Here is a 13,841-nt window from a genome sequence, read left to right on the forward strand (position 1 = left end):
GCGGAACTGTCCGTCGTACCAGGCATACTGAGGCCAGCCCCGGCCTCATGAGTTGGAAGGCATGCGAATGAACACCGAACTGCAGTTCTGGCGGGCGATGACCGGTTACGCCGTCGCCCGGGCGCACGCCCAGCGGGCGCGGGCCAAGCAGGGCCGCACGGAGCTCGGCGCCTCCGCACTGGAGTGGGCCATCATCTCGGCGATCCTGGTCGCGGCCGCGCTGGCCATCGGCCTCGTGGTGCGGCGTGTCATCGACAAGCGCACCGGCGAGATCGAGAACGGCTGACCCATGGTGCCGGTCCGCCCCCCGACCGCCGCGCGCGCCCGCCGGCGCCTCAGACGCAGGTCCGAGCGTGGGGCGAGCTCGTTGGAGCTCGCCATCCTCGCGCCGACGATCATGGCGCTGATCTTCGTCTCGATCCAGACGGCGCTCTACCTGTACGGCCGCTCGGTCGCGCTGAACGCCGCCCAGGAAGGCGTTTCCCGGCTGCGGCTGGTGCAGCCGCCGGTGTACAGCCCGGCGGTGGGGGAGAAGGTCCGGGTCGACATCGAGTCGTACGTCAACCAGCTGGCCGGCACGACACTGCAGAACGCGACGGTGGCCTCACCGGCGTACAACAACCCTCCTGGCATGGTCTCGTTCACTGTCAGCGGTGACACCGTCTCCCTGGTCCCCGGGCTCGAGTTGCACGTGGAGCGGACGGCGACCGGGCCGATCGAGCAGTTCGAGGCCGACAAGTGAGGCGGCCTCAGGCTCGTGGAGAGCGGGGCACGATGGCGCTCGAGATGGTGGTGCTCGCGCCGATCCTGCTGCTCCTCTTCATGTTCCTGCTCGCCGCCGGCCGCTACTTCCAGACCACAGCCCTGGCCGAGTCCGCCGCCCGCGACGGCGCCCGGGCCGCCAGCATGTCCCGCTCCCAGACCGACGCCCAGGCCCGCGTCAACGACGCCGTCACCCGCACCATGGGCCAGGCCGTCAAGTCCTGCAAGGAGTCCGCCACCGGCGTCATCACCACCACCCTCGCCGCCGGCACCCCCCTGTCCGTCGAGGTCACCTGCACCATCGACTACCGCGACCTGAGCTTCCTGGGCCTGGGCGGCGACACCACCATCACCAAACGCTTCACCTCCAGCGTGGACCCGTACCGAGGAGTCCGCGATGGCTCCTGACAACCACCGCTCCCGCATCGTCGACTTCTTCCGCATCGATGCCCCCGGCAACCATCGTGTCTTCCCCCACGGCGCCCTCAGCCCTGCAGTCGCCATCCTCGCGGTGATGATCTTCACCCTGGCCGGCCTCGTCATCGACGGCGGCCGCCAGCTAGGCGCCCGCTCCCGAGCCGTCGGCTACGCCCAAGAAGCCGCCCGCGTAGGCGCCGCCACCATCCAGCTCAACACCGCCGAAGCCAAGATCGACACGGCCAAAGCCGCCATCGCCATCGCCGACTTCTGCGCCCAGGTCTCCTCCAACGACCCCACCGTCACCTCCTGCGCCCCCACCAAACTCACCACCGACCAGGTCGACATCGCCGTAGGCATAGCCAACAAAACAACCTTCCTGGGCCTCATCGGCAAATCCACCCTAAAATCCACCGGCACCGGCACCGCCCACGCCGAACAGGGTGTCCTGGAGAACGACGACAGCCCGACCATTCCGCCGATCTTCGTCACCCGGACGCCGGGCGGCCCGGGGTGGTCGATCTCGACCACGGCGGTCCCGCCGACGATCGACGTACCGTGTCCGCCGAAGTGGACGATCGGATCGCCGACACCGATCTGGACGCTGGACCCGATCCCGTTCCCGGCCTCTTGCACGCCGAGCATCACGGCGACCCCGAGTCCGACCGACGGCGAGCAGAGCTCGAGGCCTCCGTCCACCACCAAGACGCCGCCCACCACCCAACGATGACTCCCGTGATCCGAAGGAAACCCACCGTGCGAACAGTTGTGTTGCCGACAGCCGTACTGGCTGGTGCTGTGCTGCTGGCGGGGTGCGGCGGTGCCGATAACGATGGCGGCCGTCCGGTGCCGGTCGACGGCGGATCGAGCAGCTCGACGACTGCGGGTACGCCGTCGGCGCCGGCCTCCAACCCGACGAATGCCACCTCGGAGCCGGTCCAGCCCACCAGCGCCCCGCCGAAGAAGGCCCAGGTGATCATGGTTCCAGGGAACTTCGCGGGGAATCCGGCCGTCCAAGGGCTCGTGCAGAGCTACCCGCTGTACTTCCAGGCACTGGTCAGCAAGGACGACACCGTCCTGCGGACCAAGTTCCCGTTGTTCTTCTACTCGGACACATCCCAGGAGATCCTCGACGCGCAGGCTCAGGGATGGGTGATGAAGCCACCGGGCAGCGTGGTGGTGCGCGGCGTACAGAACCAACCGAACGGCACCATCCGGGTGACTACGTGCCGCTCGCAGAGAACTCATTACTGGGACCCGCGAGCGAACAAGTGGACGGTGGTGGCGCCGAACGGGTCACCGCAGGTGATCGACATGATCAAAACGGGACTGGGGTGGCGGCCGTACAAGCTGGCGCCGTCGAAGGGCGTCAAGTGCGCAGGAGTGCAGTATCCGGCCTAGACCAGAACGACTGAATTCACATATCGAACAGGTGACGGCATACCGGACAACGGGCACTATGCACCTGGACGTAGATAATCTGCGGTGAGACTAGCCTGGGGAGTGAGGATGCGTAACCGAGTGAGTCGCGGACTGGTCGCGCTGGGCGGTGTGTTCGCTCTGCTGATGGCCTTTCCCGCCTCGACCGCGACCGCGGACACCATCCAGACCGGCAACAACGTCTGCAGCATGTACGTGAACTCGTTCGGATTCGGTGCTTTCTGCAGCTCCGGCGCGGCGTACTTCCCGACGAACGGCGCGCCGCCGCCCACCTGGCGCCAGAAGCTGAACGGCCAGATCTTCATTCCGTGCCGGGATTTCCCGGTTCCGGACGGGATCAGCCTGCCGAAGGCGCCGCGGGGCAAGCACTGGGTGCTCCGCCTCTCGATCAAGGACTACGACCTGGACACGGTGAACGGTGGCCGGAACGCTCACCTGGAGCGTGCCATTGTCCCGATCAACGACGACGAAGCGAATCAGTGCCCCGAACGCGACTACATGAAGCAGTTCTGGTGGCAGTTCGGTGACAGCTATCCGGATCCCATCCTGCAGGTCAAGCCGACGTACACGCCGCGCGTCAACGTGCCGGCGTACTTCGCTCTGACGCCGGACAGCGCGATCGTCCAGAAGACCGATCCCCGGAAGATCCCCGCGGACCAGATCAACGGTGGACTGTACGACGCGACGCACAACCTGATCATGCGTGGCCTGGTCGTCGAGATGAAGGTCGATCCGGGTGACGGCTCGAAGCCGTTCACGTGCCCGATGGGGATCTCACCGTTCGAGGATCCTGACGGGTATGACGAGACCAGCGACCCGTACACCCAGCTGAGCACGTGCAAACACATCTACAAGAAGTCGAGTGCGAGTCAGCCCGACCAGATGTACACAGTCAAGCTGACCATCACCTGGGAGGTCTCCTACTGGGTGAACCCCGCCACGCAGTGGCAGCCGATCGGCAGGGCGAACGTCGAAGCTGTGCAGCGGTTGCCTGTGCAGGAAGTGCAGGCTATCGGTGGGTGACGTGGTGGGGACGGGGACGGAGGAGCGAGCATGGTGAAGACCGGTGAGCCGGTTCGGTCGGCGCGGTTGCCGCAGCAGCGGTCGGCCAGTCCGGGTGCGGATCGGCTGAAGGGGTTCGTGGCGCTGCTGGCGATCGTGGCGATCGTTGGTGGGGTGCCTTATGTGCTCCTGCGCTTCTTCGGGACGCCGTGGCCGGACCAGATGCCGAAGTGGAACGTGCTGTTCGACGAGCTCGACATCCGGGCGGTGCTCGGGATCTTCGCGTTCATCATCTGGGTGGCGTGGCTGCATTTCGTGGTCTGCCTGCTGGTCGAGGCCGTGTCCGAGATTCGAGGGCATGGGTTGTCACCACGGATCCCCCTCGGCGGTGGTTCGCAGACACTAGCTCGCCGGCTGATCTCCACCGTCGTACTGATCGCCGGCGCGGCCAGCGTGAGCCTTCCGGTTGCCAGCGCCGTCACCACCAGCCCGGGCACGGTTCCGACTTCGGTTTCCGTCGTCCAAGGCGGTGAGCACGAGTCCGGTTCCTCGTTCCGGCAGACCGAGCAGCGGAGCAGCGTGCTCTCCGGTTCTGCGCAGCAGGGGACGAAGACGACTACCGGCGTACGGACGAACAACGACCAGAAGGGTCAGGTCGTCAAGTACACGGAGGTCCGGCCGCCGCATGGGCGGAACTACGACTGCCTGTGGGATATCGCCGAGCGGTATCTGGGTGAGGGTCGGCGGTACAAGGAGATCTACGACCTCAACAAGAACAAGCTGCAGCCGGACGGCCGCCGCCTCACCAACCCGGATCTGATCATGCCGGGCTGGCAGGTGCGCCTGCCCGCGGACGCCAAGGGCGCCGGCGTGCACACGGTTCGGGTGAACATCGACCAGCCCGGCAAGACCCAGGAGGTCAAGCCGACGGTCAAGCCCACCAAGACGGTGACGAAGACGAACCCGGTGGTCAAGCCCACCAAGGTCGCGACCCCTGAGCAGGGTGGTCGTTGGGCCGAGCAGGGGATCGAGCCCGGCTCGGGCGTCACGATCGGCAGCGTCGCGGGCGACCCGGGTGCAAAGAACATCAAGCCGGGCGACCCGAACACGGGGACGCCCGCGCACGACCCGAAGGTGGGGGAGTCCCAGCCGGGCGACCCGGCCGCGGGTGGTACCAAGGTGCCCGAGGTTGTGCCGGTTGCGGCTGACCAGGGCTTCGACCTGACGCAGGCCGGCATCTACGGCTTCGGTGGGACTCTGCTTGCCGCCGGTCTCGCGCTGGCGCTGAAGCGCCGCCGGGGCTGGGCGCAGGGGCCGGGTCCGAAGGCGGCCGGTCACCGGCAGACCGAGGTCGGTCTGCGGCTGGCTTCCGACATCCCGACCGCGCAGTTCGTGGACGCCGCACTGCGTCAGCTCGGCGCGGACATGGCCAAGTCCCAGCGACCGATGCCGAAGGTCGTCGCCGCCCTGGTGACGACGAGCGCGCTCACGCTGGTTCTCGACCCGTACGAGGCGCAGGCTGCGCCTCCTGGCCCCTGGCAGGCGATTGCCGAGGGCACCCGCTGGACGCTGCGCCGCGCCTACGCCCCGACCGGTGAGATCACCGCGCCGGCGCCGTACCCGACGCTCGTCACCATCGGTCAGAACGCCGACGGTGCGACCGTGCTCGTCGACCTCGACACCGCGAACGGCATCGTCAGCTTCGGTGGCGTCAACTCCGCCGCGCGCGACGTGGTCGGTTCGCTGGCCGTCGAGCTCGCGACGAACCTCTGGTCCGAGGGTGCGCACGTGAGTATGGTCGGGTTCGGTGACGACCTGTCGTCGCTGGCTCCCGGCCGCCTGAGCTACTGGGTCCGGCTCGACGCCGCGCTCGCCGAGGTGAGCCGCCGTACCGACGCCCAGGTCCAGGCCTGCGAACGGCGGAACGTCGCCTCGGTCGCCGAGGCCCGGACTGCTCACCCGGACTCGGTGTTGTGGGGTGCGGAGATCATCTTCGTCTCGGCCCCGCCGTCGGCCGAGGAGCAGGACCTGCTGAACCGGCTCGCCGGGGACCAGAAGCGTGGCATCGCGGTCGTCGTGGTCGGCGACGTGATGAACTCGCCGTGGCGGTTCGTCGTCGACGAGAAGAACCAGGCCGTCTGCCGCCTGCTCGGCCTCGAGGTCGAGGCACACACGGTCACGCCGGAGCAGGTCAGCGAGCTGGTCGCCCTCTTCGACGCCGCCGAGTCGGACGCGCTCGACAAGCGCCGTACCGAGCAGAACATGCCGGCGTACGAGTTCTCGACCACCGACCTGAGCCTGCCCGCGCCGGTCGAGGTCGACCTGCTCGGCCCGGTCGAGGTGGACGCCCGCGGCCCCATCGACGACGGCCGTGTCACGCTCTCCACCGAGATCATCGCCTTCCTGGCCAGCCAGGACTACGGCGTCCACCCGAACGTGCTGGCCGGCGCCATCTGGCCCCGTGGCATCAGCGACGAACTGCGTGACTCCGCCCTGGAGCACACCCGCCGCTGGGTCGGCAACGACGCCATGTACGCCGACGAGTCCGGCCGCTGGATGCTGAACCGCAGCATCGTCCGCGTCGACTGGGACGTCTTCCGCACCCTGGCCAAGCAGTCGACGATGCAAGAGGACCCGAGAGCAGCCCTCTCCACCGCCCTCAGCCTCGTCCACGGCCCCGCCTGGGCGGACATCCCAGCCGGCCGCTACTCCTGGCTGGCCGCCTCCGGCATCGAACGCCGCATGGTCGAGGCAGTGGTCGACGCAGCCCTCAAGCTCGCCGAAGCCTCCCTCACCCACAACGACGGCCAAACCGCCCGCACAGCCCTCCAAACCGGCCTCAGCTTCTCCCCGGCCTCCGAGGACCTCTGGCGAGCCACCCTCCGCCTGGCCGCCCACTTCGGCTCCACCCAGGACGTCACCAACGTAGCCACCCAGCTCTACGCCGCCCTCTCCAAACACGGCGGCCCCCGAGGCCCGGAGTCCGAAACCGACGCCCTGGTCGACGAACTCCTCCCCGGCTACCACCGCCCCGCCCAGGTCGCCTGACCCAGCAAACCGAACCGCCCTGCACCACTCGGTGCAGGGCGGTTTCCTTTGCCTGGTACGGCGTCCTGGCGTACCCAGCTCAGATGTGGGCGCGGATCTGACGGACTGGGTGGCCGAGGGCGGTTGCGAGGGTTGCTAGTTCGGTGGAGGTGAAGGATTCGCGGTCGGCGTTCCAGATGGCTAGCTCGAAGCGGGCGAAGCCGCAGGGTTCGTCGAAGTGGAGGGCGTCGAGGGTGGTTGCGGCGGCGCAGCACGGGGTTGTGGTGGCGAGGGTTGTGAAGGTGGGGCCGAGGTTTCGTTCCAGTACGTCGGCCCACCACTGGAGGTCGATCGCGGCCGCGCAGAGTGGGCAGGTGATGGTCTCGAGGCACTCGCCGGGGTCGATCGCGGTGAGGGCGTCGTACCAGGTGGCTTCGACGCGGACGTCGGTGCCGTTCGGGATGCGGGGTGAGAGTTCGGTCGCGAGCGCGGCCAAGCGGTCGGCGGCGGCCTGGTCGGGCTGCCAGTTCGGGTCGGCCGGGATGACCGACAGGATGTCGTCGCTCACTACAGAGTGCTGGCGGACCAGGTGTCGCAGGCGGTCATGTCGCCGGAGTCCAGGCCGGTCTTGAACCAGCGCATGCGTTGTTCGGCGGTGCCGTGGCTGAAGGACTCGGGGTTGACCTGGCCTTGGGTTTTGGACTGGATGCGGTCGTCGCCGACGGAGGCGGCGGCGTCGAGGCCGCGGGTGATGTCGTCCTCGGTGAGTTCGAGGATGAAGGGTTTGCCGTTCTTGTTCGGGACCGTGGTGGCGTGGTTGGTCCAGATGCCGGCCAGACAGTCGGCTTGGAGCTCGGAGCGGACGGAGTCCGAGGTGGGGCCGGTGCGGGTCTTGATGCGGCCGAGGATGCCGTAGAGGTTCTGGATGTGGTGGCCGTACTCGTGGGCGATCACATAGGCCTCGGCGAAGTCGCCGCCTTGGGCGCCGAGCTCGGTCTCGAGGGTCTTGAAGAAGCCGAGCTCCAGGTAGACGCGCTTGTCGGGCGGGCAGTAGAAGGGGCCGACCGCGCTGGTGGCGGGGCCGCAGCCGGTGCTGACCTGGCCTTCGAAGACGCGCATGGGGGCGGGAATGTACTTCTTGCCGCGGCGGGGGAGTTCGGTGGACCAGAAGCCCTCGATGGAGTTCTGGTCGGCCACGAAGCGGCAGTCCTTGCTCGTGGTGACGTTCTTGCAGGCGTTCAGGCTGCCGGGGCCGGTGTTCTGGCTGGTGGGTTCGCCGGTGCCGTCGCTGCCGAGGCCGGGGATACCGCCGTTCAGCAGGACGATGACGACCAGCAGAATCAGGCCGCCGATGCCGCCGCCGACCGGAATCATCCCGCCGGGGAGCCCGCCGCCGCGTCCACCGCCACTGCCGCGGGTGTCCTCGATACCGCTGGTATCGAGATCCGCGTCCGGATTGAATTTCACAGCACATACACTAGTCCTCAGAGCGAGGGTTGTTGCCGTGTCGTGACTCCGCGCCGCCGACCGCTACTTCGACCCCTGAGGACACCTGCCACCGCGATGATTACTGCTTCCAATCTCGAGGTACGCGTTGGTGCTCGTCAGTTGCTCTCCCCGGCGTCGTTCCGGGTGGGGCCGGGCGACAAGGTCGGGCTGGTCGGGCGGAACGGCGCCGGTAAGACGACGTTGACCAAGATCCTGGCCGGTGAGGGGTTGCCGGCGAGTGGGTCGGTGACGAAGTCGGGCGAGATCGGATATCTGCCGCAGGACCCGCGGACGGGCGATCTCGACGTACTGGCGCGGGACCGGATTCTGTCGGCTCGTGGGCTGGACGAGGTCGTCCACCGGATGCGCAGCGCGGAGAAGTCGATGGCCAGCGCGGACGAGAAGACGCGCGCGAAGGGGATGCGGCGCTACGAGCGGGCCGAGGCCGAGCTGCATGCGGCCGGCGGGTACGCCGCTGAGTCGGAGGCCGCTCGGATCGCGGCGAACCTGGGCCTGCCGGATCGCGTACTCGGGCAGCCGCTCGGCACGTTGTCGGGTGGTCAGCGGCGGCGGGTCGAGCTGGCGCGGATCCTGTTCGCGCAGGCGGAGACGCTGCTGCTCGACGAGCCGACCAACCACCTCGACGCGGACTCGATCGTCTGGCTGCGCGACTTCCTGAAGTCGTACGCCGGTGGCGTGATCATGATCAGCCACGATGTGAACCTGCTCGAGGAGACGGTCACCCGGGTCTTCCACCTGGATGCGAACCGGGCCGAGATCGACGTCTACAACGTCGGCTGGAAGGTCTACCTGACGCAGCGCGAGCAGGACGAGCGCCGTCGTAAGCGGGAGCGCTCGAACGCCGAGAAGAAGGCCAGCCAGCTGGTCGACCAGGCGAACAAGATGCGCGCCAAGGCGACCAAGGCCACGGCTGCGCAGCAGATGCTGAAGCGTGCCGAGCAGTTGATGTCGGGGCTCGAGGACGAGCGTCGTTCCGACCGCGTCGCGAAGATCGCGTTCCCGTCGCCGGCGCCGTGCGGCAAGACGCCGTTGATGGCGAAGGAGCTGTCGAAGTCCTACGGCTCGCTGGAGATTTTCACCGACGTCGACCTGGCGATCGACCGCGGTTCGCGCGTCGTCGTACTGGGGCTGAACGGTGCCGGCAAGACCACGCTGCTGCGGGTGCTGTCCGGGATCGAGAAGTCGGACACCGGCGAGGTGATCGACGGCCACGGCCTCAAGCTCGGGTACTACGCCCAGGAGCACGAGACCCTGGACGTGAACCGGACGGTCATCGAGAACATGAAGACCGCCGCCCCGGATCTCAACGAGACCCAGGCGCGCAGCGTGCTCGGCGCGTTCCTGTTCTCGGGCGATGACGCCGACAAGCCGGCCAGTGTGCTGTCCGGTGGTGAGAAGACCCGGCTCGCGCTCGCCACGCTGGTCGTCTCGGCGGCCAACGTCCTGCTCCTCGACGAGCCCACCAACAACCTCGACCCTGCCTCGCGTGAAGAGGTCCTGAACGCGATCCGCTCGTACAAGGGCGCGATCGTGCTGGTCACCCACGACGAGGGCGCGGTCCAGGCGCTGGAGCCGGAGCGGGTGCTGCTGCTCCCGGACGGTGTCGAGGACCTCTGGACCAACGACTACGCCGATCTGGTCTCGCTCGCTTAATTACTATCCAGTAATGTACGGCGCATGACTGATCTCGGACTGCGGTTCTCGGTGGATGGCCCGGTGGCGCGCGTCGTACTGGACCGGCCGGAGGTGCGCAACGCGCAGACCCCGGCGATGTGGCGTGCGCTGGCCGATTTCGGCCGGTCGCTGCCGGACGACGTCCGCGTGGTCGTGCTGTCGGGGGAGGGCCAGTCGTTCTCGGCGGGTCTGGACCGGCGACTCATCATGGGTGAGAACGACCAGGGCGAGGAGCCGCTGCTCAGCCTCGGCGCGAAGCCGACCGAGGAGGTCTACGAGATCGTCGCCGAGTTCCAGGCCGGCTTCTCCTGGCTGCGGAACCCGAACATCATCAGCATCGCGGCCGTCCAGGGCCACGCGGTCGGCGCCGGTTTCCAGCTCGCGCTCGCCTGTGACCTGCGCGTTCTCACGCCGGACGCGAAGTTCAGCATGCGTGAGCCGGCGCTCGGGCTGGTGCCTGACCTCGGTGGCACGCAGCCGCTGGTCCAGCTCGTCGGGTACTCGAGGGCCCTCGAGATTTGCGCGACCACCCGCTGGGTCGAGGCGGCTGAGGCGAAGGAGATCGGCCTCGCGAACATCGTCGTACCGGCTGAGGAGCTCGCCGGGACCGTCAAGGACCTGACCGACGCCGTCCTGACGCCGCTCGCCGGTGCGGTCCGGGAGACGAAGGCACTGCTACTCGGTGCCGCCGATCGCCCGTACGCCGATCAGCTCAAGGCCGAAGGCGCTGCGCAGGAGCGTCGGCTCAAGGAGCTCCTGGCCGCCTTCGGCTAAGCCTCAGTGCCAGTTGCTGACCTGTACGTCGTTCGGCGCGGGCTCGCCCGTGCCGGTCTCGACGAGGTGCTTCAGGCTCATCAGGAACGTCGCCCACTTCGTGCTGCAGTGGTACATGAACGGGACGACCTCCCGCCAACCCTCGTGGCGGAACATGATGATCGCGAAGTCGTCCTCCTGGTGGAGGTCGAAGCGGACGTGCGTGCCGATCCATTCCTCCGGACCGTCGACGACCTCCCAGCGCACCAGCTTGCCGGGCTCGGTTTCCACGACCTTCATGTCGAATCCGCCGGCCTCGCCGAAGCGGAACTGGATGGCGCCGTCGGCGGTGACCTTGGTGTCCAAGGTCCACCAGGCGGCGAGCCCGTCGATGGTGTCGAGGGCCTTGTAGACGTCGTCGACCGAACCGACCACGCCGACTCTGTGCAGGATGTCCACCATGTGCGTTACCTCTTTCGGGTCTGTTGGATGGTTTCCGCCATCCGCTTGATGCGTTGCAGGCGACCGTCCCAGGCATCGCGGACGGTCGAGAGTTGCGCTACCGCGCGGGCCAGTTGGTCTTCGTCGACCGTGTAGACGCGTTCGCGTCCGGCGGTCGTGGCATGCACGAGACCAATACGTTCCAGTACGCCGAGATGCTTCGCGACTGCCTGTCGGGTGACCGGCAATCGGTCGCTGAGCGAGGTCGCCGTACCGCCGCCGGAGGCCAGCAGGAGGTCGAGCATCTCCCGCCGGGTCGGGTCGCCGATGGCGGACCACAGCTCGTTGTCGACGGCCATTACGCGCCGGCAACCCGCGCGGCGTACGGCGTCAGCCGGGGCAGGAAGTAGTCCCAGCCGCTCGTGTGGTCCTTGAACTCGTCGTCGGAGCGACCGGCTTCGTCGAACCCGGTCTCGGCGAACCGCAGCAGCGTGCCGTCGCCGTCCGGGATCAGATCGAAGGTCGCGAGCAGCGAGTTGGCCGCACTGGCCGCCTCGTCCACGGGGTGCGCCCAGCGGAACGAGAACCGCCGCGGCGGGTCGGCCTCGACGACGGTCAGCGGTACGACGTTGTCCGCGCCGAACGAGACGGTGCCGACCGAACCGGGGGAGGCCTTCACGTCGGCCTCGTCCGGCCACCACTCGCGGAGGTGCTCCGGCGTACTGATCACCTCGTAGACGACCTCCGGGGAGGCGTCGATCCGGAGTTCACGTGTAATGCTTCGCGTCATCGGTTCCACCGTTTCTTTCGCAACCTTTTGTTGCATATGACTCTAGGGGAACCGACGGCAATGCGCAACCGTTGGTTGCAGGTCGGAAGAACCGCGCGACCTGAAGTGTTGTGCAGGTTCAACAGGGAGGAGTCCGGATGTCGGGCATGGGCGGCGGGATGCCGATGGGTGGCGCCAGCTGGCGGCGGATGGACTCGTCGGTCAAGGACCAGAAGCTGGCCAAGGGGACGTTGCGGCGGATCGCCGCGTTCGCGAAGCCGTACAAGTGGCAGATCACGCTGTTCCTGCTGCTGGTGATCGTGGCGGCGGTCCTGGTGATCGCCTCGCCACTGCTGTTCAAGAAGATCGTGGACGACGGGATCATCAAGGGGAACGGCGGTCTGGTGACCGCGCTCGCCCTCGTGGTCGCCGGGCTCGCGGTGGTCGAGGCGGCGCTCGGGCTGATGCAGCGCTGGTTCTCGGCGCGGATCGGTGAAGGCCTCATCTTCGACCTGCGCACCAAGGTGTTCGCGCATGTCCAGCGGATGCCGGTCGCCTTCTTCACCCGGACGCAGACCGGTGCGCTGGTCTCGCGGCTGAACAACGACGTGATCGGCGCTCAGCAGGCCTTCACCTCAACACTGTCAGGCGTGGTCTCGAACGTGATCAGCCTGATCCTCGTCGTCGGCGCGATGCTCGTGCTGAGCTGGCAGCTGACCCTGGTCGCGATCCTGTTGCTGCCGGTGTTCCTGATCCCGGCGCGCATCCTCGGCCGGCGGTTGGCCGCGATGACGCGCGAGCAGATGAACCTGAACGCCGCGATGTCGACCTCGATGACCGAGCGGTTCAGCGTCGGCGGTGCGCTGCTCGTGACGCTCTTCGGACAGCCCTCGATCGAGAACCGCGAGTTCGGTCAGCGCGCTGGTCAGGTGCGCGATCTCGGGATCCGGATCGCGATGCTCGGCCGGGTGTTCTTCACCGCGCTGACGCTGGTCGCGGCGCTGGCCACAGCCCTCGTGTACGGCGTCGGTGGCAACCTGGCCGTCCGTCAGACCCTGACCGTTGGGACCCTGCTCGCGCTGGTTGCGTTGCTCGGCCGTCTGTACGGTCCGCTGACCGCGTTGTCGAATGTCCGCGTCGATGTGATGACCGCGTTGGTCTCCTTCGAGCGCGTCTTCGAGGTGCTCGATCTGGAGCCGATGATCCGCGACGCTGCGGACGCTCGCGACCTGCCGAAGGACGCAGCCAGTGTCGAGTTCGACCATGTCGCGTTCGCTTATCCGACGGCCGAAGAGGTGTCCCTCGCGAGCCTCGAATCGGTCGCCGTCCTCGACAAGCGCGTCTCGGCTCAGGTGCTGGAGGACGTGAACTTCGTCGTACAGCCTGGTCAGATGGTCGCGCTCGTCGGCCCGTCTGGTGCCGGCAAGACCACGATCACGAACCTGGTCGCCCGCCTGTACGACGTCAGCGGGGGAGCCGTGCGGATCGGGGGAGCCGACGTACGGGATGTGACGCTGCAGTCGCTGCACGATCGGATCGGATATGTCACGCAGGACGCGCACATGTTCCACGACACGATCCGCGCGAACCTGATCTACGCCAAGCCGGATGCGACCGACGAGGAGATGATCGAGGCGTTGCGATCGGCGCAGGTGTGGGACCTGGTCGACTCGCTGCCGGACGGCCTGGACACGGTCGTCGGGGATCGCGGTCACCGGTTGTCCGGTGGTGAGCGGCAGCGGCTGGCGATTGCCCGGTTGTTGCTGAAGGCACCGCAGATCGTCGTACTGGATGAGGCGACGGCACACCTGGATTCGGAGTCCGAGGTGCATGTTCAGCAAGCGCTCGACACAGCGCTCGAAGGCCGGACGTCATTGGTGATCGCGCACCGGTTGTCGACGGTTCGCAACGCCGACCTGATCCTGGTCGTTGACCACGGCAACATCGTCGAACGCGGCACGCACGAACAACTGCTCACGCGCAACGGCGAGTACGCCGATCTGTATCACACCCAGTTCGCGGAGACCGCGCTACCGTTGACCTGACG

The 13,841-nt window shown here is 67.6% G+C and carries 15 protein-coding genes; 10 read left to right on the plus strand and 5 right to left on the minus strand.

From position 1 onward, the window contains the following. Nucleotides 1–67: 67 nt before the first annotated feature. The 7 genes from ABD231_RS07035 to ABD231_RS07065 all read left to right on the plus strand — a co-directional run bounded on the left by ABD231_RS07035 (nt 68) and on the right by ABD231_RS07065 (nt 6,669). Nucleotides 68–286: a hypothetical protein gene (locus ABD231_RS07035; protein ID WP_132405931.1), complete on the plus strand. Its 219-nt coding sequence runs from the start codon at nt 68–70 to the stop codon at nt 284–286. 81 nt (nt 287–367) lie between these two features. Continuing rightward, nucleotides 368–742: a TadE family protein gene (locus tag ABD231_RS07040; RefSeq protein WP_344146852.1), complete on the plus strand. Its 375-nt coding sequence runs from the start codon at nt 368–370 to the stop codon at nt 740–742. Between the two features lie 32 nt (nt 743–774). After that, entirely contained in the window at nt 775–1,170 is a 396-nt protein-coding gene (locus ABD231_RS07045; protein WP_344146855.1) for a TadE/TadG family type IV pilus assembly protein, read from the plus strand. After that, a complete protein-coding gene (locus ABD231_RS07050) occupies nt 1,160–1,909 on the plus strand; it encodes a TadE/TadG family type IV pilus assembly protein (protein ID WP_344146857.1) in 750 nt (249 codons plus the stop codon). The genes ABD231_RS07045 and ABD231_RS07050 overlap by 11 nt, the downstream gene beginning before the upstream one ends. A 26-nt stretch (nt 1,910–1,935) precedes the next feature. Continuing rightward, nucleotides 1,936–2,580 carry a hypothetical protein gene (locus tag ABD231_RS07055; protein WP_344146860.1) on the plus strand — a complete coding sequence of 215 codons (645 nt, stop codon included), beginning with the start codon at nt 1,936–1,938 and terminating at the stop codon, nt 2,578–2,580. A gap of 108 nt (nt 2,581–2,688) precedes the next feature. Further along, nucleotides 2,689–3,642 carry a hypothetical protein gene (locus tag ABD231_RS07060; RefSeq protein ID WP_344146863.1) on the plus strand — a complete coding sequence of 318 codons (954 nt, stop codon included), beginning with the start codon at nt 2,689–2,691 and terminating at the stop codon, nt 3,640–3,642. Between the two features lie 30 nt (nt 3,643–3,672). Further along, nucleotides 3,673–6,669 (plus strand): AfsR/SARP family transcriptional regulator, encoded by a 2,997-nt coding sequence (locus tag ABD231_RS07065; protein WP_344146866.1) that lies wholly within the window; start codon nt 3,673–3,675, stop codon nt 6,667–6,669. Between the two features lie 79 nt (nt 6,670–6,748). Here the strand turns inward: ABD231_RS07065 and ABD231_RS07070 are convergent, their stop codons facing one another. Both ABD231_RS07070 and ypfJ read right to left on the minus strand, forming a co-directional pair. Next, complete coding sequence (locus ABD231_RS07070; protein WP_344146869.1) at nt 6,749–7,216, minus strand: hypothetical protein; 468 nt, start codon at nt 7,214–7,216, stop codon at nt 6,749–6,751. Continuing rightward, nucleotides 7,216–8,115, minus strand: a complete 900-nt coding sequence (gene ypfJ, locus ABD231_RS07075; RefSeq protein WP_344146872.1) for a KPN_02809 family neutral zinc metallopeptidase — start codon at nt 8,113–8,115, stop codon at nt 7,216–7,218. The genes ABD231_RS07070 and ypfJ overlap by 1 nt, the downstream gene beginning before the upstream one ends. Before the next feature lie 96 nt (nt 8,116–8,211). Here ypfJ and abc-f point away from each other — a divergent pair, with 96 nt between their 5' ends. Both abc-f and ABD231_RS07085 read left to right on the plus strand, forming a co-directional pair. After that, nucleotides 8,212–9,810 (plus strand): ribosomal protection-like ABC-F family protein, encoded by a 1,599-nt coding sequence (gene abc-f / locus ABD231_RS07080; protein WP_344146874.1) that lies wholly within the window; start codon nt 8,212–8,214, stop codon nt 9,808–9,810. Between the two features lie 24 nt (nt 9,811–9,834). After that, the gene (locus ABD231_RS07085) at nt 9,835–10,605 is read left to right on the plus strand and encodes an enoyl-CoA hydratase/isomerase family protein (RefSeq protein ID WP_344146877.1); all 771 of its coding nucleotides are present in this window, start codon (nt 9,835–9,837) and stop codon (nt 10,603–10,605) included. Between the two features lie 3 nt (nt 10,606–10,608). Here ABD231_RS07085 and ABD231_RS07090 read toward each other — a convergent pair whose 3' ends face one another. The 3 genes from ABD231_RS07090 to ABD231_RS07100 are packed head-to-tail and all read right to left on the minus strand — an operon-like array spanning nt 10,609 to nt 11,815. Then, entirely contained in the window at nt 10,609–11,046 is a 438-nt protein-coding gene (locus ABD231_RS07090; RefSeq protein ID WP_344146880.1) for an SRPBCC family protein, read from the minus strand. A gap of 5 nt (nt 11,047–11,051) precedes the next feature. Beyond that, the gene (locus tag ABD231_RS07095; RefSeq protein WP_344146883.1) at nt 11,052–11,384 is read right to left on the minus strand and encodes an ArsR/SmtB family transcription factor; all 333 of its coding nucleotides are present in this window, start codon (nt 11,382–11,384) and stop codon (nt 11,052–11,054) included. Next, the gene (locus ABD231_RS07100; RefSeq protein ID WP_344146885.1) at nt 11,384–11,815 is read right to left on the minus strand and encodes an SRPBCC domain-containing protein; all 432 of its coding nucleotides are present in this window, start codon (nt 11,813–11,815) and stop codon (nt 11,384–11,386) included. The genes ABD231_RS07095 and ABD231_RS07100 overlap by 1 nt, the downstream gene beginning before the upstream one ends. Nucleotides 11,816–11,961: 146 nt before the next feature. On the opposite strand from ABD231_RS07100, the gene ABD231_RS07105 reads away from it, so the two are divergent. Beyond that, nucleotides 11,962–13,839 carry an ABC transporter ATP-binding protein gene (locus ABD231_RS07105; protein WP_344147839.1) on the plus strand — a complete coding sequence of 626 codons (1,878 nt, stop codon included), beginning with the start codon at nt 11,962–11,964 and terminating at the stop codon, nt 13,837–13,839. The last annotated feature ends 2 nt before the right edge of the window (nt 13,840–13,841 follow it).

Origin of the sequence: Kribbella yunnanensis (assembly GCF_039529655.1) — a bacterium.
Classification (GTDB): Bacteria; Actinomycetota; Actinomycetes; order Propionibacteriales; family Kribbellaceae; genus Kribbella; species Kribbella yunnanensis.

Excerpts from the sequence above, each read along its gene's own strand:
- ABD231_RS07035 (WP_132405931.1), top strand. The coding sequence starts at position 68 with ATGAACACCGAACTGCAGTTCTGGCGGGCGATGACCGGTTACGCCGTC.
- ABD231_RS07045 (WP_344146855.1), top strand. The coding sequence starts at position 775 with ATGGCGCTCGAGATGGTGGTGCTCGCGCCGATCCTGCTGCTCCTCTTC.
- ABD231_RS07050 (WP_344146857.1), top strand. The coding sequence starts at position 1,160 with ATGGCTCCTGACAACCACCGCTCCCGCATCGTCGACTTCTTCCGCATC.
- ABD231_RS07060 (WP_344146863.1), top strand. The coding sequence starts at position 2,689 with ATGCGTAACCGAGTGAGTCGCGGACTGGTCGCGCTGGGCGGTGTGTTC.
- ABD231_RS07065 (WP_344146866.1), top strand. The coding sequence starts at position 3,673 with ATGGTGAAGACCGGTGAGCCGGTTCGGTCGGCGCGGTTGCCGCAGCAG.
- abc-f (WP_344146874.1), top strand. The coding sequence starts at position 8,212 with ATGATTACTGCTTCCAATCTCGAGGTACGCGTTGGTGCTCGTCAGTTG.
- ABD231_RS07085 (WP_344146877.1), top strand. The coding sequence starts at position 9,835 with ATGACTGATCTCGGACTGCGGTTCTCGGTGGATGGCCCGGTGGCGCGC.
- ABD231_RS07090 (WP_344146880.1), bottom strand. The coding sequence starts at position 11,046 with ATGGTGGACATCCTGCACAGAGTCGGCGTGGTCGGTTCGGTCGACGAC.
- ABD231_RS07095 (WP_344146883.1), bottom strand. The coding sequence starts at position 11,384 with ATGGCCGTCGACAACGAGCTGTGGTCCGCCATCGGCGACCCGACCCGG.
- ABD231_RS07100 (WP_344146885.1), bottom strand. The coding sequence starts at position 11,815 with ATGACGCGAAGCATTACACGTGAACTCCGGATCGACGCCTCCCCGGAG.
- ABD231_RS07105 (WP_344147839.1), top strand. The coding sequence starts at position 11,962 with ATGGGCGGCGGGATGCCGATGGGTGGCGCCAGCTGGCGGCGGATGGAC.